The organism is Bradyrhizobium elkanii USDA 76 (assembly GCF_023278185.1).
GTDB lineage: Bacteria > Pseudomonadota > Alphaproteobacteria > Rhizobiales > Xanthobacteraceae > Bradyrhizobium > Bradyrhizobium elkanii.
Genome location: NZ_CP066356.1, coordinates 6,516,593 through 6,535,089, shown reverse-complemented (window position 1 = coordinate 6,535,089; position 18,497 = coordinate 6,516,593). Strand labels below are relative to the sequence as shown.

The window sequence follows — 18,497 nt, the reverse complement described above, 5'->3', positions numbered from 1 at the left end:
GCCTCCTGCGGCGAAAGCCTGTCCCGGACGTGATCCGCGACGGCATTTCGCGGGACGAAATACGCATCAAAATGAGTGGGACAAAACCCACGCGGGAGGGAATATGCGCGCAGCGATCTTCAGGAACGGCGAGATTGTCGTCGACCGGATGCCCGAGCCGAAGCCCGGCGCCGGCCAGGTGCTGGTCAAATCGCTCGCCTGCGGCATCTGCGGATCCGATCTGCACGCGCGCAAGCACGCCCACCGCATGGTCGAGCTGAGCAAGTTCCTGCCCGGCCGCACGCCGATGGATCTGTCGCGCGACGTCGTGTTCGGCCATGAATTCTGCTGCGAGGTTCTCGACTACGGGCCGGGCACCACGCGCAAGCTGAAGCCGGGCACGCGCGTATGCTCGCTGCCGGCGTTGCTGACGCCGGAGGGCCCAAAGGGCATCGGCTACTCCAACGACTATCTCGGCGGCTATGCCGAGCAGATGCTGCTCAGCGAGCCGCTGCTGCTCGAAGTGCCGAACGGGCTTGCGGCCGAGCACGCCGCGCTCACCGAGCCGCTTGCGGTCGGCGTCCATGCGGTGGCGATGGCCAATATCCACGGCGGCGAGGTGCCGCTGGTGATCGGCTGCGGACCGGTCGGGCTGGCGGTGATCGCGGCGCTGAAGATCAGGGGGCTCGGCCCGATCGTTGCTGCCGATTATTCGCCGGCGCGGCGCCTGCTCGCCGAGAAGATGGGCGCCGATGTGGTGGTCGATCCCGCCAAGACGCAGCCCTATGCGAGCTGGGCCGAGCACGCCCAGATGACCGACGCGGAGAAGGCGGCGCGTCCGCCGATGCAGGCGCTGCTGCCGCCGCTGAAGCCCGCGCTGATTTTCGAATGCGTCGGCGTGCCCGGCGTGCTGCAGCAGGTGTTCGAGGGCGCCCCGCGCAGCGCCCGTGTCGTCGTGGTCGGCGTCTGCATGGAGACCGACAAGTCCGAGCCGATGCTCGGCATCATCAAGGAGCTCAACGTCCAGTACGTGCTCGGCTATACGCCGGAGGAATTTGCCTATTCGCTGCGCCTGATCGCGGAAGGCCAGGTGGATGCCGCCTCGCTGGTCACCGGCCGCGTCGGCATCGACGGCGTCGCGCAGGCCTTTGCCGATCTCGCCAATCCCGAGGAGCACACCAAGATCCTGGTCGAGCCGTGGCGATAATCTGGCGCTAAACTGATGGCGATGGGCGCGGTTTGCATTTCGTGATGCCGAACCTATAGTTCGCTGTCTGTTATCGCACTGACTGCACGAACCTCATGCGCGTTTCAATCATCACGGGAGGCGGCTCCGGCATTGGCGCCGCAGTCGCGCGCCGGCTCGCCGGCCCCGGTCAATCCCTGATGCTGCACGGACAGGGCGCCGAGGCCACCGGGCTCGCGCGGCTGAATTCGGTTGCGGAGGAATGCCGCAGCAAGGGCGCGAAGGTCGAGGTGAGCACCGGCGATCTCGCCAAGTCCGGCGCCGGCACCGCGCTGGTCGCGGCAACGCGGGCCGCGTTCGGGCCGATCGACAGCATCGTGCACGCCGCGGGCTTTGCCGACCGGCGCGAATTCTCAAGCCTGCCACGCGAGGCGCTGGAGCGTGCCTTCGCGGTGATGGCGGCGGCCTTCCATGAAATCGCGGCGGCCGCGCTGTCCGACCTCACGCGCAGCGCGCAGGGCCGCGCCGTCGCGGTGTCGAGCTTCGGGCCGCATCGCTTCGTGCCCGGCGCCACCTATCCGGGATCGGCGGCTGCGAAAGCCGCGCTCGAGGTGCTGGTGAAGTCGCTTGCGATCGAGCTCGCCGCGTCGGGCGCCACCGCCAATGCCGTGATGCCCGGCTACACCCGCAAGGATCCCGGCTTGTTCGGCGCGCTGGATACCGCGACCTGGGAGCGCGTCGCAAAGGCCAATCCGATGCAGCGGCTGGCCGAGCCCGACGAGGTCGCCGCCGTCGTTGCCTTCCTGCTGTCGCCGGAAGCAGGCCACGTCACCGGCGCGACGCTGCCGGTCGATGGCGGCCTGACCTTGATGTGACGGCATGAGCGAGGGCACGCCAGCACAACAGGTCGATGTCGCCGTGCTCGGCGCCGGCATGGTCGGCGTCTCGGCGGGCCTCGCCGCGCGGCAGCGCGGGCTCTCCGTCGTCATCGTCGATCGCCGCGAGCCCGGCAGCGAAACCTCCTACGGCAATGCCGGTATCATCTCGTCAGGCTCGATCCTGCCGCTCAATACGCCGTCGCTGCTGAAGAACCTGCCGAAATATCTGACCAACGCGCATCCGGCGCTGCGCTGGAACATTGCGTGGGCGCTTGCCAATGCCGGCTGGGTGATGCGCTTCCTCGCTGCGGCGACGCCATCACAGACCAGGCCGCGCGCGGCCGCGCTGTACGGCCTGATCGGAACCTCGCTGAAGCTGCATCGCGACTGGATCGTGCAGGCCGGCGCCGGCCATCGCATCCGCGAAACCGGCTGGCTCAAGGCGTGGCGCAGCGACGGGCTTGCCGCCGCGCAGGCCGAGCAGGCCGCGCTCGCCGAATTCGGCATCAGGAGCGAGGTGCTTGATCGCCAGGCGATCTCCGCGCTCGAGCCCAACATCATCCCTGCCTACAGCACGGGTCTCCTGCACGCGCAGACGGCATCGGTCGATTCACCCGGCGCGGTGGTCAAGGCCTACGCGCAGATGCTCGCCGCTGGCGGCGGCACGATCAGGCAATCCGGGATCCGGCGGATCGAACCGCACGGCGACGGCTGGCGCGTGCAGCTCGCCGACGGCGAGATCGCCGCGCGCCATGTCGTGGTCGCGCTCGGGCCGTGGTCGGCCGAGCTGCTGCGGCCGCTCGGCTATCGCGTGCCGCTGGCGTTCGAGCGCGGCTATCACCAGCACTTCGTGCCGAACCCGGCACGCAAATTGCTGCGGCCGATCCATGATGCGGACGGCGGCTTTCTGATGACCCCGATGGAGCAGGGCGTTCGCGTCACCAGCGGCGTCGAGCTCACCGCGCGCGACGCGCCGTCGAATTTTTCGCAGCTCGAGGCGGTGGTGCCGATGGCGCGCAGCGTGGTCGAATTTGGCGATGCAGTCGGCGAGCGCTGGCGCGGCGCGCGGCCGACGCTGCCCGACAGCCTGCCGATGATCGGTGCGGCGCCGCGGCATCGCGGGCTCTGGCTCGCCTTCGGCAACCAGCATATCGGCTTCACCACCGGCCCCGGAACGGGCGCCGCAATCGCGGCGATGATCGCGGGCGATGCACCGCCGTTCGAGGCGCAGGCATTTTCGCCGAACCGGTATATCGCGTGACACGCGCGAGGCCGCCTGCGATGTTTGGCGATCAAGCGCGCGGTAACCGAGGGGCAGGATGAACTACGTCTGGGATTTCGGCATCCTTGCCAAATACAGCCATCTGTTCTGGCTCGGGCTCGGCTGGACCATCGCCTACACCATCGGCACCATCATCCTCGGGACCCTGATCGGCCTGATCGTCGGCATGCTGCGGCTGCGGCGGATCCCGGTGATCGACTGGCTCCTGATCGCCTATATCGAATTGTTCCGCTGCACGCCGCTGCTGGTGCAGATCATCTGGTTCTACTACGCGTTTCCGGTGGTGATCGGCGTCAACATCCCGGCGCATGTCGCAGCCGTCAGCGTGCTGTCGCTCTATGGCGGCGCATTCTATGCCGAGATCGTGCGCGGCTCGATCGAGAGCGTGCCGGTCGGGCAATGGGACGCCGCGAAGGCGCTCGGCTTCCGCGGCTGGCGCCTGATGCGGCTCGTGATTCTGCCGCAGGCGCTGAAGCCGATGATGGCGCCCTATGTCAACCAGTCGGTCACGCAGCTCAAGAACACCTCGCTGGTCTCGATCATCGCGGTGCCCGATCTCGTCTACAACGCGACCTTGATCAACGCCGACACCTACCGGCCCCTCGAGGTCTACACCATCGTCGCGCTGATCTATTTTGCGATCCTGTTCCCCTCGACGCTGGTGGCCAGGCGGCTGGAGCGCGGGCTGACCTACGACAAGGTGTGAGGTCTCGCACCACCGTCATGGCCGGGCTTGTCCCGGCCATCCACGTTTTTTTCTTGTAGAAACGAAGACGTGGATGCCCGGGTCAAGCCCGGGCATGACGAGTTGACGGAGGCGGAGCTTCACCCCCTCAAATACTCAACTCCACCGGCACGTCCTCGGGCTTGACGCCGGCGAGGCCGAGGCCCTTGACGAACCATTCGCGCATCTGGCCGATGCCGCGGTTGTAGTCGATCCACACCGAGAGGAAATCGCGCCAGCGCTTGTCGGCTTCGCGCCGTACCGCCGTGCCGCTCGCGATCGTCACCGACGGCGAGGCCAGGATCTTGTAGGTGCCGAGGTTCGGGTTCTTGGCGATCGCGGTCAGCCCGAGCACCAGCGCGTTGACCACGCAATCGACGCGGCCCGACGACATTTCCAGCATCACCTCGTCGCGCGACTTCAGCGACTTGATGGTGGCGTTCGGCGCAAAGCGCCGCGCCACGGCTTCGTTGGCCGAGCCGACGTCGACTGCGATCTTCACCTCGGGCTTGTTGATGTCGGCCCAGGTCTTGGCTTCCAGCCCCTTCTTCAGCATCGCGCCGAACGGATGCGGGAACACCAGATTTGTGAAATCGACCACCAGCGCGCGCTGCGGCGTCGGGTTGAGCGCGAAGCCGAGGTCGATCTTGTTGGCCTGCAGATCGAGAATTGAATTGCCGTAGGTCGACTCGACATATTCCAGCTTGACGTCGAGCAGTTTGGCCAGATCGTTGGCCATCTCGATCGAGAAGCCGGACCAGGTGCCCGAGGCGAGGTCCTTGTTGAAATAGGGCAGTTCGCCCGGCAGCACCGCGATCCGCAGCACCTTGCTGGCCCGGATGCGATCCAGCGTGTTGTCGGCTGGCGTCTGCGCCGAGGCCGGCGTTGCCATCGCGGCCGCGAGCGCCGCGCCGCTGCCGATCCCGAGCGCATAGCGCAGCGCGTCGCGGCGATCTTCGGAAATTGTGATGTCGTCGGATTGAGTCAAGCGGGCCTCCCTGCACCAGATCGCCGGAAGCCTAGCGTCGGTATCCGGTACCAGCAATACCGCCGGCCTGCGCCAATAGTAGGCGATGGGGTGGCTATTTCTTCACCTCCCCTTGGACTGAGCTCTCAGCGCGCCGTCATGGCCGGGACAAGCCCGGGCATGACGAGTTTGTGGGGACGTTCAGCGGTTCCGCGAGCGGGAGAGGCCAGTGATCGCGGCTCTCAATACCGTCCCGGCACGTACATTTCCTGCGGGATCGGGCCGCGGTGATAGTCGGGGTTGCGCACCCGCGGCGGCAGCACTACCGGCTGATGGGTGACCGCCTGATAGGGGATCTGGCTCAAGAGATGCGAGATGCAGTTGAGCCGGGCGCGCTTCTTGTCGACGGCATCGACGATCCACCACGGCGAGTCCTGCAGGTGCGTGCGTTCCAGCATCGTTTCCTTGGCCTTGGTGTAGAGCTCCCAGCGGGTCCGCGCCTCGACGTCCATGGGGCTCAGCTTCCACTGCTTCAGCGGATCCTGGATCCGCATCGAGAAGCGGAACGCCTGTTCCTCGTCGGTGATCGAGAACCAGTATTTCAGGAGGATGGTGCCGGAGCGGATCAGCATGCGCTCGAATTCCGGCACCGAGTTGAAGAATTCCTCGTACTGCTCGTCGCTGCAGAACCCCATCACCTTCTCGACGCCGGCGCGGTTGTACCAGCTGCGGTCGAACAGCACGATCTCGCCGCCGGCCGGCAGATGCGAGACATAGCGCTGGAAGTACCATTGCGTGCGCTCGCGCTCGTTCGGCGCCGGCAGGGCCGCGATCCGGCACACCCGCGGATTGAGCCGCTGGGTGATGCGTTTGATCACGCCGCCCTTGCCGGCGGAATCGCGGCCCTCGAACAGCACGACGACCTTCTTCTTCTCGTGCTGCACCCAGTCCTGCAGCTTGACCAGCTCGCCCTGCAGCCGCAGCAATTCGCGGAAGTAGAACTTGCGGTCGATCGACGGCTTGCCGGGGGCGCCGTCATGGTCGAGCTCGTCGAGCCTCATGTCGTCGAGCTCGAGCTCGAGTTCCTCGTCGAGGCTGTCGGCCATCTCCTGATGGATGCGGGCGCGCAAGGCTTCGTCGTGCAAGGCTTCGTCGTGCAAGGCTTCATCGCGCAAGGCTTCATCCCGGGAGGCTTCGTCGGTGAGGGCGGAGGTCGTCATGAAGGTCCGTCTTTCAGTATGTTAGATGGATCGGACGGCAGCATTGACGGGCGATGTTACCCCTCTATGACAATGCCATGACCGCTGTTTCACGCCGCCGGGCGGACTGTGCTAACAAGTCGACAAAACCAAAAAGGGAGATGTGCCGATGATTTCGCTCACGCCAAAAGACGTCCTGCCGGAGGACGGCACCGCCGGCACGCTGGTCGGACGGGTCTGGCTGCCGCAGGCCGGCGGACCGGCCGTCGTCGCGGTACGGGCAGACGGCGTGTTCGACGTTACGGCGCGGTTCCCGACGGTGAGCGCGCTCTGTGAGGAAAGCGATCCCGCGGCCGCGCTGCGCGCCACGCGCGGCGAGCGGATCGGTGATTTCGAGGCGATCCTCGCCAACACCCCGCCCGACGGCCGCGACAAGGCCAGGCCGCATCTGCTGGCGCCGGTCGATCTCCAGGTGCTGAAGGCCGCCGGCGTCACCTTCGCGATCTCGATGCTGGAGCGCGTGATCGAGGAGCGGGCGCGCGGCAATCCGTCCTCGGCGGACGCGATCCGCAAGGAGGTGGTGCGCCTGGTCGGCGACGATCTCTCCAAGCTGAAGCCCGGCTCCGAGCAGGCGATGAAACTGAAGCAGGTGCTGATCGATCAGAATGCCTGGAGCCAGTATCTCGAGGTCGGCATCGGTCCCGACGCCGAAGTGTTCACAAAGGCGCCGACGCTGTCCTCGGTCGGATCAGGCATGGATGCCGGGCTGCATCCGAAGTCGACCTGGAATAATCCGGAGCCGGAGGTCGTGCTGATCGTCTCCGCCGCCGGCAAGATCGTCGGCGCCGCGCTCGGCAACGACGTGAATCTGCGCGACTTCGAGGGGCGCTCGGCGCTCTTGCTGTCGAAAGCCAAGGACAACAACGCGTCCTGCGCGATCGGCCCGCTGCTCCGGCTGTTCGACCAGACCTTCTCGCTCGACGATGTCAGGAAGATGGATGTCGGCCTGACCGTGACGGGCGCAGACGGCTTCGTGCTCGAGGGCCATTCCTCGATCAGCAAGATCAGCCGCGACCCGACCGATCTGGTCGCCCAGACCATCGGCCCCGTGCATCAATACCCTGATGGATTTGCGCTGTTCCTCGGCACGATGTTCGCGCCGGTCAAGGACCGCGACGCCAAGGGCGAGGGTTTTACCCACAAGCGCGACGATATCGTCACCATCGCCGCGCCGCAGCTCGGCAAGCTGGTCAACCGGATGCGGGGCAGCGACGAGTGCGAGCCCTGGACCTTCGGCGTCGGTGCACTGATGAAGAACCTCGCACAGCGCAAGGTGCTCTGAGGATCGGGACGGGACGGCGAGTCCACTACCTCGGCCGCTTCGTCGGCCATGTGCGGCCTGTCGCGCGGCGGCAGGTCGGCGCTGAGTTGCGCCCGCAATCCGGTGACGTTCAGCCGCCTCTTGCAGAGCGTTGAACGACGATGATGGTGACTGTGCGAAAGCGGCGGCATTGTCGAACATGTTCAGAAACCTGCGCGGCAGAGCGACCGCGTGGCGCAACTTGAGCGCGCTAAAACACGAGGAATTTGCCGCTTTTTCCTGGCTTTATGTGAACCAGTTCATCCTCGTTCGCGCGGGTTCGCTCCAGCATATTGGCTCGACGCGAACAGAAGGAGTCGCGGACATGAGCGAGCAGCCATCAAACGGAATGCCCGATTGGCTCACCACCGATATGCTGGTCATTGCCGTCTCACTGGCCATCATCGTGATTGGGATATGGATCGCGCCGTAGCCTGGTTGTCGCGGCGAGGCCGTCCAGCCGGGCAGGGTGCCAGCGCCAATCACTGAGTTGCCCGACGGCGCAAGCCTCTCTTGCAAAACGGAACAAGATGCAAAGCTCGGACGATTCATGTTGCGAGAATGTGGATGTGACGCACAGATCATGCAACACACTCGGCGTCGTCCCGGCGAAGGCCGGGACCCATTACCCCAAATGCCAATGATCGCGCGACGCTGGGGCCACAGCCTTCTTCAACTACTCGACCCTGTAGTTGGGTCCCGGCCTTCGCCGGGACGACGGCGTACATCTTGGCGCGACCGACGGCACCATTCAGACGCGAGCAACACTCACACCGGCAACGCCGTCGAATACTTCACCTGGCTCAGCGCAAAGCTCGACTCGATCGAGGCGATGCCGTCGAGCCGGGTCAGCTTGTTTTTCAGGAATGCTTCATAGGAGGAGAGGTCGGCGGCGACGACGCGCAGCAGATAGTCGCGATTGCCCGTCATCAGGTAGCATTCGAGCACCTCGTCCCATTTCGAGATCGCGCGCGCGAAGCGGTTGAGGTCTTCTTCCTTCTGCCGCGCCAGCTTGATCGAGATGAAGACCGAGACGTGCAGCCCGATCGACTTCTGGTCGACGGTTGCGATGTAGCGAGAGATCACGCCGCGCTCCTCGAGCAGCTTGACCCGGCGGTGGCAAGGCGACACCGACAGCCCGACCTTGTCGGCGAGTTCCTGCATGGTCATGCGGCTGTCGGTCTGGAGCAGACTCAGGATCTTGCGGTCGATGGCATCGAGGGCGGGCATTGGGATGAACTCGTCAGTTGAAGCCGGATCGTGGGAATTTATCCCAATTTTTCCTGTGCTGTCGCGTGGAATTGAGATTTTCGCCGCCGCTTGCGGCAGTAACATTCCGGCATATCGCCCGGAGCATCGCCATGGGAATCGCGCCTGAACGCCTCGACATGCTGTCCGCCCTGGCCCGCAAGGTGCTGTGGCTGTCGTCGTGGACCATCCATCACGCCAACCATGTGCGGCTCTCGACCGACGGGTTGAAGGTCGGCGGCCACCAGGCGTCGTCGGCCTCGCTCGCCAACATCATGTCGGCGCTTTATTTCTCGGTGCTGCGCCCGCAGGACCGCGTCGCGGTGAAGCCGCATGCGAGCCCGGTGTTTCACGCCATCCAGTATCTGTTCGGCCACCAGACCCGCGACAAGCTGGAGAATTTTCGCGGCTACAAGGGCGCGCAGTCCTACCCGTCGCGCACCAAGGACAGCGACGACGTCGACTTCTCCACCGGCTCGGTCGGCCTCGGCGTCGCGCAGACGCTGTTTGCCTCGCTGGTGCAGGACTACGTCAAGGCGCATGGCTGGCTGAACGACCGGCCGGAGGGCCGCATGATCGCGCTGGTCGGCGACGCCGAGATGGACGAGGGCAACATCTTCGAGGCGCTGCTCGAGGGCTGGAAGCACGGCCTGCGCAACACCTGGTGGGTGGTCGACTACAACAGGCAGTCGCTCGACGCCGTGGTGCGCGAGGGACTGTGGGCCAAGTTCGAGACCATGTTCCGCAACTTCGGCTGGGACGTGGTGATCGTGAAGTACGGCAAGCTGATGCTCGAGGCGTTCGCCGAGCCCGGCGGCGAGGCGCTGCGGCGCTGGATCGACAATTGCCCGAACCAGATGTACGCCGCGCTGTGCTTCCAGGGCGGCGCCGCGTTCCGCAAGCATCTGCGCGACGACATCGGCGACCAGGGCGAGGTGTCGGCGTTGATCGAGCGCCGCAGCGACGACGAGTTGCTGGCGCTGATGTCCAACCTCGGCGGCCACGACATGGCGAGCATGATCGAGGCCTTCGAGGCGATCGACCATGATCGGCCGGTCTGCTTCATCGCCTACACCATCAAGGGTGTCGGCCTGCCGATGCAGGGCCACAAGGACAACCACGCCGGCCTGATGACGGTGGCGCAGATGGAGAAGTGGCGCGCCGCGCAGAACATCCGCCCCGGCCACGAGTGGGACAAGTTCGAGGGCCTGTCGCAGGAGCCTGCGAAGCTCGAGGCGTTCCTCGCCGAGGCGCCGTTCAACCGCGAGGGGCGCCGCCGCCTGTCGGCGCCTGAAATCGATGTGCCGGAACGGTTGGCCTTCAAGGCCTCGGCGCAGATGTCGACGCAACAGGGTTTTGGCCTCGTGCTGCACGAGCTGGCGCGCGGCGATAGCGAACTCGCCTCGCGCATCGTCACCGCATCGCCCGATGTCACCGTGTCGACCAATCTCGGCGCCTGGGTCAACCGCCGCGGCCTGTTCGCGAAGGCGGAGAACCACGACCTGTTCCGGCAGGAGAAGATCCCGTCCGCCTACACCTGGGAATATTCGCCGAAAGGACAGCACCTCGAGCTCGGCATCGCCGAGATGAATCTGTTCATCATGCTGTCGGCGCTCGGCCTGTCGCACCAGATCAATGGTGCGCGGCTCTTGCCGGTCGGCACGCTGTACGATCCCTTCATCGAACGCGGTCTCGATGCGCTGAACTACGCCTGCTACCAGGATGCCCGCTTCATGGTGGCGGCGACGCCGTCGGGCATCTCGCTGGCGCCGGAAGGCGGCGCGCATCAGTCGATCAAGACGCCCTTGATCGGGATCGGGCAGGACGGGCTCGCCTCGTTCGATCCGGCCTTTGTCGATGAACTTGCCGTGATCATGGGCTGGGGCTTTGGCCACATGCAGCGCGAGGGCGCCGAGGGCGGTTCGGTTTACTTGCGACTCTCGACGCGGACGCTGGAGCAGCCGCAACGGATCATGACCCCGGACCTGCAGCGCGACATCACCGACGGCGCCTACTGGATGCGCAAGCCGGGCCCGAACTGCGACATCGTCATTGCGTATACCGGCACCGTCGCGCCGGAGGCGATCGAGGCGGTCGGCCTGATCGGCGAGAGCCACCGCGACGTCGGTCTGCTGGCGGTAACTTCCGCCGACCGGCTCTATGCGGGTTGGTCCGCCGCACGGAATTTGCGCCGCGACCGCCGCGGCGCGCAGCATTTGAGTCATATCGAGCGCATGCTGGCGCCGCTCGGCCGCGACTGCGGCATTGTGACCGTGATCGACGGCCATCCGGCAACGCTCGGCTGGCTCGGCAGCGTGCGTGGCCACCGCGTCGAGGCGCTCGGTGTCGAGCATTTCGGCCAGACCGGCACGATCGGCGACCTCTACCGCCACTATGGCATCGACGCCAACGCCATCATCGACGCGGCGGAAAGCGTCTCGGTCGGCGCCCCGGTGCGGCATCGCAAGATGGCGGTGTGAGCCATTGCAGGCTCCACATCGTCGTCCCGGCCTAGTGCGCAATTGCGCACGGGGGCCGGGACCCATTACCACAACTGGCAGCAAGTAAACGCGACTCGTTCTAACAGCACCGTTTAGCAATTGCCGGCGGTGGTTATGGGCCCTGGCCTTCGCCGGGGCGACGAGACCAACCTTGCCACCTGCGCGATAGCGACATTATATGCTGTTCGCGCGCACGAGCCGCGTCCCGCATATGGCGGGTTCAATTCGCCGGGCTTTCGTGCAAGGATGCCTGCCGAACGCTTTCGTTCCCCATTCCATACGCCCCGTACAAGAGGTTTCCGATGGTCAATCGCATGCAATTCTACATCGACGGCGCCTGGGTCGATCCCGTCGTCAAAGGCAAGTCCACCCCGGTCGTCAATCCGGCGACCGAAGAAGCGATGTATGAGATTGCGCTCGGCTCCAAGGCCGATGTCGACAAGGCAGTCGCCGCCGCCAAGCGCGCCTTCGAGACCTATTCCCAGACCAGCCGCGAGGAGCGCGTCGCGCTGCTCACCAAGATCGTCGAGGTCTACAAGGGCCGCATGAAGGAGATCGGTGCTGCCGTCTCCGACGAGATGGGCGCGCCGCTGCCGATGGCCGAGAAGCTGCAGGCCGGCGCCGGCCTTGGCCACCTCATGAACACCCTCGAAGTGCTGAAGAAGTACGAGTTCGAGGAGACCATGGGCACCGCCGTGATCGTGCGCGAGCCGGTCGGCGTCGTCGGCATGATCACCCCCTGGAACTGGCCGCTCAACCAGATCGCCTGCAAGGTCGCGCCCGCGCTCGCCGCCGGTTGCACCATGATCCTGAAGCCGTCGGAGTTCACCCCGACCTCGGCGCTGATCTTCGCGGAAATCCTTCATGAAGCCGGCGTGCCGAAGGGCGTATTCAACCTGCTCAACGGCCTCGGCCCCGAGGTGGGTGCGGCGATGAGCGAGCACCCCGACATCGACATGATCTCGTTCACCGGTTCGACCCGCGCCGGCGTCGACGTCGCCAAGCGTGCGGCGCCGACCGTGAAGCGCGTCAGCCAGGAGCTCGGCGGCAAGTCGCCGAACGTGATCCTCGATGGTGCCGACCTGACCAAGGCGGTGACCGGCGGCGTGATGCACATGTTCAACAACTCGGGCCAGTCCTGCAACGCGCCGTCGCGCATGATCGTGCCGCTCTCCAAGATGAAGGAAGTGGCCGCGATCGCGAAGGGCGTCGCCGACAAGACCAAGGCCGGCGATCCGCGTGCCGACGGCACCACGATCGGTCCGGTGGTCAACCGCGGCCAGTGGGACAAGATCCAGGCGCTGATCCAGAAGGGCATCGACGAGGGCGCAACGCTGGTCGCCGGCGGCCCGGGCCTGCCCGAGGGCGTCAACAAGGGCTTCTATGTCCGTCCGACCATCTTCGCCGACGTCACCAACGACATGACGATCGCCCGCGAGGAGATCTTCGGACCGGTGCTGACCATCCTCGGCGCCAAGGACGAAGCCGATGCGGTGAAGATCGCCAACGACACGCCGTATGGTCTCGCCGGTTACGTCTCGGCCGACACCGTGGAAACCGCGCGCCGCGTCGGCCGCCAGATCCGCGCCGGCAACGTCAACCTGCAGGGCATGCCGAACGAGCGCACCGCGCCGTTCGGTGGCTACAAGCAGTCCGGCAACGGCCGCGAGTGGGGCCGCTACGGTCTGGAAGAATATCTCGAGGCCAAGGCGGTCGCCGGCTACAACGCCGCGTAAGCCGAGCCACGAGAGACGTGACTTTTGGCGCCGAGGCAGGCAACTGCTCCGGCGTCAGACGTTTTGGGAAGGTACAAGTTTTTGTCGTCGTCCCGGCGAAGGCCGGGACCCATAACCACCGATGCATCTGGTTGAGTAAGCTCGGGCCGCATTGTTCGAATAACGAAGGTCTGTGGTAATGGGTCCCGGCCTTCGCCGGGACGACGAAGAGACTTAACCGCCGAGCGCGCCCTGGGTGTTGACGTAGAGCGCATAGATCGACTGGCTCGCCGCCATGAACAGGCGGTTGCGCTTGATGCCGCCGAAGCAGAGGTTGGCGCAGCGCTCCGGCAGCGCGATGCGGCCGATCATGACGCCGTCGGGCGCGAACACGACCACGCCGTCGAGCTCGGGATCGCCCATGCCCCAGCCGCACCACAGATTGCCGTCGATGTCGCAGCGCATGCCGTCGGGCGTGCCCGGGCCGGCGTCGATGAAGACGCGTTTGTTGGAGATCGTCTTGCCGTCGGCTGCGACGTCATAGGCGAGGATCTTGCGGTTCGGCTCGCCGCGGGATTCCACGACGTAGAGGATCTTCTCGTCCGGCGAGAAGCACAGCCCGTTCGGTCCCAGCACGCCCTCGGCGACGACGGCGGCCTCGCGGGTTGCGGGATCGAGCCGGTAGACGTTGGGCTCGATCTCGGGATCGGCCTTGTAGCCTTCGTAGTTGCCGAGCAGGCCGAAGATCGGATCGGTGAACCAGATCGAGCCGTCGGATTTCACCACGACGTCGTTTGGCGAGTTCAGCCGCTTGCCGCCGAAGGAATCGATCAGCACCGTAATCGATCCGTCATATTCGGTGCGCACCACGCGGCGGCCGCCGTGCTCGCAGGTGATCAGCCGGCCCTGGCGATCGCGGGTGTTGCCGTTGGCGAAGTTCGACGGCTTGCGGAAGATGCTGACCGCGCCGGTCTCTTCCTCCCATTTGAGGATGCGCTGGTTCGGGATGTCGCTGCACAACAGATAGCGGCCGTCGCCGAACCACACCGGACCTTCGGCCCAGCGCAGGCCGGTCGCGATGCGTTCAACCGCGGAGAGTTTAAGCCAGTATTTCTCGAAGCGCGGATCAAGCGCGTGGATCGCGGGATCGGGATAGCAGGTCGCGGGACGCCAGCCGGCGGAATGAACATCGGACATTTGCTGTTCTCGTTGTTGTTTTTCGATGGTGTTTCCTTGAGCGCCTGGTTTGCTATCATTGTCGGCCTGCGACCGCAATTCGGTCGCAGCAATCAGGAAAGAAGAGGGACGGCATGCCACGCATTTTGATGACCGGCGCATCGGGGGGAATCGGAACGAGCCTGCGCAAGCTGCTGCCGCCGATCTATCCGGATCTCCTGCTGAGCGACATCAAGCAGCCCTCCGATCTCGGCGGCTACGAAAAGTTCAAGGCGGCCGATCTCGCCGACCTCGCAGAGGTCGAGGCGATCTGCGAGGGCGTCGACGGCATCCTGCATTTCGGCGGCTATTCGGTCGAAGGACCCTGGGACGCGATCCTGCAGTCCAACATCATCGGCTGCTACAATCTGTTCGAGGCGGCGCGCAAAAAGGGCGTCAAGCGCGTGATCTTCGCCTCATCCAATCACGCGGTCGGATTCTATCCGCGCCATCACCGCATCGGCACCGACGTCACCGCGCGGCCGGACAGTCGTTACGGTGTGAGCAAGGTGTTCGGCGAAGGCGTCGGCGCGCTCTATGCCGACAAGCACGGCATCAAGGTCACCTGCCTGCGGATCGGCAATTTCGGCGAGGCGCCGCTCGACCACCGCCGGCTCTCGATCTGGCTCAAGCCCGAAGATCTGGTTCAGCTCTGCCGCATCGGGCTCGAGCATCCCGACATTCATTTCGAGGTGTTGTACGGCGCGTCCTACAATGAGCGCTCGTGGTGGGACAATCACCGCGCCTACGATCTCGGCTATCGCCCGACCGGACGGGCTGAGGATTTCCGCGAGCACGCGATGGCCGAGCAGGCCAAGCTGCCGCCGGATCCGGTCGGCGACTATTATCAGGGCGGCGCGTTCTGCAGCATGGAGTTCGATGGCGACAAGGAGAGAGTGATCGACTGGAAGAAGTGATCAATCCTCGCATTGCGGCAGTTGCTTCACGGATTCGGTGTGCTGCTGCGCGTCCTTCGAACCTTGCCCGGATGTCTTGGGCGGGTTGCCGGGCCCGTCAAAGGTCTCGGCGAAGTGCGTGAGAGGAAAGGCGAGGCTGATGGTCTGCCCGGTAAGGTTCTTGGCTTCGACGGCGATGGTCTGCGCGTGCTTCAGCCGCTCGATCATTTCGCCGTCGGCCTCGAGCGTGCCGCCGCAGCCGAGCGTATAGCAATGCGGCTTGGCGATCTGGATCGGCTCGTCCTGATCGATGCGGAGGCTGATCGTGCCTTCCAGCATGGTCCGCGTTCCGACGTTGGCGCTCACGATGGCGCGCTTGCTGTTCTGCGGCGAGACGCTGAGTGTGCCGCCCGACGGCGAGCACTGACCGCGCGCGGCGGCGCCGACGAAGCAGCTAGCCTCTGTCAGGCACGTCTTGGTCCAGGGCTCGTAGGTGAGCTGCGTCGCGCGCGGATCGCCCGCTTCGCCGACGCCGCCGAGCGCGAGCTGCACGGCCAACGATCCAAGGAATATAGCCACGTAGCGCATCGCCGTCTCCTTCACGAGGAGGCCGCGTATCGCGCTATTGCGGCTTTTTGTCGTTGGAGATGCGGACGAGATAATCCGCCTTGCTGTACTGCATGTGATCGACGCAGAGCTGCGCCAGCGCCCAGCCGTCGCGGCCCTTCAAGAGCTCGATCATCAATTCGTGCTGGCGGCGCGACAATGCGAGGCCCTCGCTGTCGGCGAGATTTTTGGCGCGCATCGGCAGCGTCAGGTTCATGTAGTCCTGCAGCGAGCGGACGAGGTAGGGATTGCCGCAGGCGGAGAACAGCGCGAGGTGGAACGCATCGTTGGTCTCGTGAATGCCGCGCATGTCCTGCGCCTCGGCCTTGGTGCTGTAATGCCGTTGCAGTTCGCTCAATTGGTCGATCAGGCTTTGCGGCGCGGGCAGGGCGATCATCAGCGCGGCCTGGCGCGTCAGCATCTCGCGTACCTCATAGATCTGCCGTACTTCCTCGGCCGAATAGAACCGCACCGTGGCGCCGACATTCTTCTCGCGCAGCACGATGCCCTGGCGCTCGAGCTGGAACAGCGCCTGGCGGACGAAATGCCGGCTCGCGCCATAGCGCTGCATCAAGGTATCCTCGACCAGCCGCAAACCGGGCGCGAAGCGGCCGAAGATGATGTCCTCCTCCAACCGGCGGATCACTTCCGCCTGTTCCTCCTCGCGCGAGGGGGCCTGGAGTTCGGGCAATGTGGGCTCGGCTGTCATGCGCTCTCGGCTCCCGATCGGTGCCTGAGGTCAGCATGGCGCCACGGTTATTGTCAATAATGGGGGCGATTTTGCCGCAGACCAGCCACCCGTCGCGACCGGATTATCTCATATTGACAATAATTCCTGCCGCTCCTTAAGTGCGGCCGAACAACCACGGGACGACAAGAAAATGGCCGACGGACTTCGCAAGGGACTGACAAGCTATGGTGACGCCGGCTTCTCGCTGTTCCTGCGCAAGGCGTTCATCAAGGCGATGGGCTATTCGGACGATGCGCTCAATCGCCCGATCGTCGGCATCACCAACACCTATAGCGATTACAATCCCTGCCACGGCAACGTGCCGCAGATTATCGAGGCCGTGAAGCGCGGCGTGATGCTGTCGGGCGCGATGCCGTTCGTGTTCCCGACGATCTCGATCGCGGAGAGCTTTGCGCATCCGACCTCGATGTATCTGCGCAACCTGATGGCGATGGATACCGAGGAGATGATCCGCGCCCAGCCGATGGATGCGGTGGTCGTGATCGGCGGCTGCGACAAGACCTTGCCGGCGCAGATCATGGCCGCGATCAGCGCCGATCTGCCGACGGTGGTGATTCCGGTCGGGCCCATGGTCGTTGGCCATCACAAGGGCGAGGTGCTCGGCGCCTGCACGGACTGCCGCAGACTGTGGGGCAAGTATCGCGCCGGCGAGATCGACGACAATGAGATCGAGGCGGTGAACGGCCGCCTTGCGCCTTCCGTGGGCACCTGCATGGTGATGGGCACCGCCTCCACCATGGCCTGCATCACCGAGGCGCTCGGCCTGTCGCTGCCGATGAGCGCGACGATCCCGGCGCCGCATGCCGAACGCTTCCGCTCTGCGGAGGCCAGCGGCCTCGTCGCGGCCGAGATGGCGAAGACCAAGGGACCGAAGCCGAGCGAGATCCTGACGCCGTCGTCGTTCCGCAACGCCCAGGTCGTCATGCAGGCGATCGGCGGCTCGACCAACGGGCTGATCCACCTCACGGCGATCGCCAATCGCTCGCCGCACAAGATCGACCTCGAGGCATTCGACAAGCTGGGCCGCGAGGTTCCGGTGCTGGTCGACCTCAAGCCGTCGGGCGAACACTACATGGAGCATTTTCATCACGCCGGCGGCGTGCCGAAGCTGATGGCGCAACTCGGCGACCTCATCGATCTCGATGCCAAGACCATCACCGGCCAGACCTTGCGTGAGGTCGTCGCCAACGCGGAGGATGTGCCCGGGCAGGACGCGATCCGCTCCAAGGCGAACCCGATCAAGTCCGAAGGCGCGATGGCGATCCTGCACGGCAATCTCGCGCCGCGCGGTGCCGTCATCAAGCATTCGGCGGCGAGCCCGAAACTATTGCAGCACACCGGCCGCGCCGTGGTGTTCGAGTCGGTCGAGGACATGACGCTGCGGGTCGACGATCCCGCGCTGGATGTGACCGCCGACGACGTGCTGGTGCTGCGCAATGCCGGCCCGAAGGGCGCGCCGGGCATGCCGGAGGCGGGTTACCTGCCGATCCCGAAGAAACTCGCGCGCGCCGGCGTGAAGGACATGGTCCGCATCTCCGATGCGCGGATGAGCGGCACCGCGTTCGGCACCATCGTGCTGCACATCACGCCGGAATCCGCCGTCGGCGGTCCGCTCGGGCTGGTGCGGAACGGCGACATGATCCGGCTCGATGTCGCCAAGCGCAGCATCGATCTTTTGGTCGACGAGGCCGAATTGCAGAAGCGCCGCGCCGCGCTCGCGCCGGCCGGTACGCCCGATTGGGCCAAGCGCGGCTACGCGCACCTTTTCAACGAAACCATCCTGCAGGCCGACGAGGGCTGCGATTTCGACTTCATGCGCGCCAAGGGGAAGTAGCAAGTCGCAAGTAGCCGGCGTCGTTCGGCCCGGCGGTCGAATTGTCGATAATTTCTGCGATGCGGCACTCAATAATACCCGAGGGCAGCTCGTTTCGCCTGTTTTATTGACAATCCAGCGCGACTGGTGGGATGATCTCCTCAATTAAAAACAGGG

General features: G+C 65.2%; 16 protein-coding genes. 10 read left to right on the top strand and 6 right to left on the bottom strand.

Annotation, left to right across the window (positions count from 1 at the left end; genetic code table 11):
- The first annotated feature begins 103 nt into the window (after positions 1-103).
- The 4 genes from JEY66_RS31445 to JEY66_RS31430 all read left to right on the top strand — a co-directional run bounded on the left by JEY66_RS31445 (position 104) and on the right by JEY66_RS31430 (position 4,031).
- Entirely contained in the window at positions 104-1,186 is a 1,083-nt protein-coding gene (locus JEY66_RS31445; protein WP_018270468.1) for a zinc-binding dehydrogenase, read from the top strand.
- 95 nt (positions 1,187-1,281) lie between these two features.
- On the top strand, positions 1,282-2,040 hold the full coding sequence (locus JEY66_RS31440; RefSeq protein WP_018270469.1) for an SDR family NAD(P)-dependent oxidoreductase: 759 nt from the start codon (positions 1,282-1,284) through the stop codon (positions 2,038-2,040).
- A 4-nt stretch (positions 2,041-2,044) separates the two neighbouring features.
- Complete coding sequence (locus tag JEY66_RS31435; RefSeq protein WP_018270470.1) at positions 2,045-3,304, top strand: NAD(P)/FAD-dependent oxidoreductase; 1,260 nt, start codon at positions 2,045-2,047, stop codon at positions 3,302-3,304.
- 58 nt (positions 3,305-3,362) lie between these two features.
- Positions 3,363-4,031: an amino acid ABC transporter permease gene (locus JEY66_RS31430; protein ID WP_016839817.1), complete on the top strand. Its 669-nt coding sequence runs from the start codon at positions 3,363-3,365 to the stop codon at positions 4,029-4,031.
- 127 nt (positions 4,032-4,158) lie between these two features.
- Here JEY66_RS31430 and JEY66_RS31425 read toward each other — a convergent pair whose 3' ends face one another.
- Together JEY66_RS31425 and ppk2 are read right to left on the bottom strand one after the other, a co-directional pair.
- On the bottom strand, positions 4,159-5,037 hold the full coding sequence (locus JEY66_RS31425) for a transporter substrate-binding domain-containing protein (protein WP_016839818.1): 879 nt from the start codon (positions 5,035-5,037) through the stop codon (positions 4,159-4,161).
- 221 nt (positions 5,038-5,258) lie between these two features.
- Positions 5,259-6,122 carry a polyphosphate kinase 2 gene (gene ppk2 / locus JEY66_RS31420; RefSeq protein WP_050999414.1) on the bottom strand — a complete coding sequence of 288 codons (864 nt, stop codon included), beginning with the start codon at positions 6,120-6,122 and terminating at the stop codon, positions 5,259-5,261.
- 262 nt (positions 6,123-6,384) lie between these two features.
- Between ppk2 and JEY66_RS31415 the strand changes: the two genes are divergently transcribed.
- Both JEY66_RS31415 and JEY66_RS31410 read left to right on the top strand, forming a co-directional pair.
- Positions 6,385-7,557, top strand: coding sequence for a fumarylacetoacetate hydrolase family protein (locus tag JEY66_RS31415; protein WP_016841344.1), 1,173 nt, complete (start codon positions 6,385-6,387; stop codon positions 7,555-7,557).
- A gap of 130 nt (positions 7,558-7,687) precedes the next feature.
- Positions 7,688-8,008, top strand: coding sequence for a hypothetical protein (locus tag JEY66_RS31410; RefSeq protein WP_240537043.1), 321 nt, complete (start codon positions 7,688-7,690; stop codon positions 8,006-8,008).
- A 335-nt stretch (positions 8,009-8,343) separates the two neighbouring features.
- Here the strand turns inward: JEY66_RS31410 and JEY66_RS31405 are convergent, their stop codons facing one another.
- Complete coding sequence (locus tag JEY66_RS31405; RefSeq protein WP_016841346.1) at positions 8,344-8,805, bottom strand: Lrp/AsnC family transcriptional regulator; 462 nt, start codon at positions 8,803-8,805, stop codon at positions 8,344-8,346.
- 131 nt (positions 8,806-8,936) lie between these two features.
- Here JEY66_RS31405 and JEY66_RS31400 point away from each other — a divergent pair, with 131 nt between their 5' ends.
- Both JEY66_RS31400 and JEY66_RS31395 read left to right on the top strand, forming a co-directional pair.
- Positions 8,937-11,303 (top strand): transketolase, encoded by a 2,367-nt coding sequence (locus JEY66_RS31400; RefSeq protein ID WP_018270472.1) that lies wholly within the window; start codon positions 8,937-8,939, stop codon positions 11,301-11,303.
- A gap of 323 nt (positions 11,304-11,626) precedes the next feature.
- The gene (locus JEY66_RS31395; protein WP_018270473.1) at positions 11,627-13,060 is read left to right on the top strand and encodes an aldehyde dehydrogenase family protein; all 1,434 of its coding nucleotides are present in this window, start codon (positions 11,627-11,629) and stop codon (positions 13,058-13,060) included.
- A 213-nt stretch (positions 13,061-13,273) separates the two neighbouring features.
- Here the strand turns inward: JEY66_RS31395 and JEY66_RS31390 are convergent, their stop codons facing one another.
- Positions 13,274-14,236 (bottom strand): SMP-30/gluconolactonase/LRE family protein, encoded by a 963-nt coding sequence (locus tag JEY66_RS31390; protein WP_016842166.1) that lies wholly within the window; start codon positions 14,234-14,236, stop codon positions 13,274-13,276.
- A 113-nt stretch (positions 14,237-14,349) separates the two neighbouring features.
- On the opposite strand from JEY66_RS31390, the gene JEY66_RS31385 reads away from it, so the two are divergent.
- The gene (locus tag JEY66_RS31385; protein WP_026192469.1) at positions 14,350-15,171 is read left to right on the top strand and encodes an NAD-dependent epimerase/dehydratase family protein; all 822 of its coding nucleotides are present in this window, start codon (positions 14,350-14,352) and stop codon (positions 15,169-15,171) included.
- Here the strand turns inward: JEY66_RS31385 and JEY66_RS31380 are convergent, their stop codons facing one another.
- Both JEY66_RS31380 and JEY66_RS31375 read right to left on the bottom strand, forming a co-directional pair.
- Entirely contained in the window at positions 15,172-15,738 is a 567-nt protein-coding gene (locus tag JEY66_RS31380) for an invasion associated locus B family protein (RefSeq protein WP_125459203.1), read from the bottom strand.
- A gap of 34 nt (positions 15,739-15,772) precedes the next feature.
- Positions 15,773-16,465, bottom strand: coding sequence for a GntR family transcriptional regulator (locus tag JEY66_RS31375; protein WP_016842163.1), 693 nt, complete (start codon positions 16,463-16,465; stop codon positions 15,773-15,775).
- Positions 16,466-16,637: 172 nt separating this feature from the next.
- On the opposite strand from JEY66_RS31375, the gene JEY66_RS31370 reads away from it, so the two are divergent.
- Entirely contained in the window at positions 16,638-18,341 is a 1,704-nt protein-coding gene (locus JEY66_RS31370) for an IlvD/Edd family dehydratase (protein ID WP_018270475.1), read from the top strand.
- Positions 18,342-18,497 lie beyond the last annotated feature (156 nt).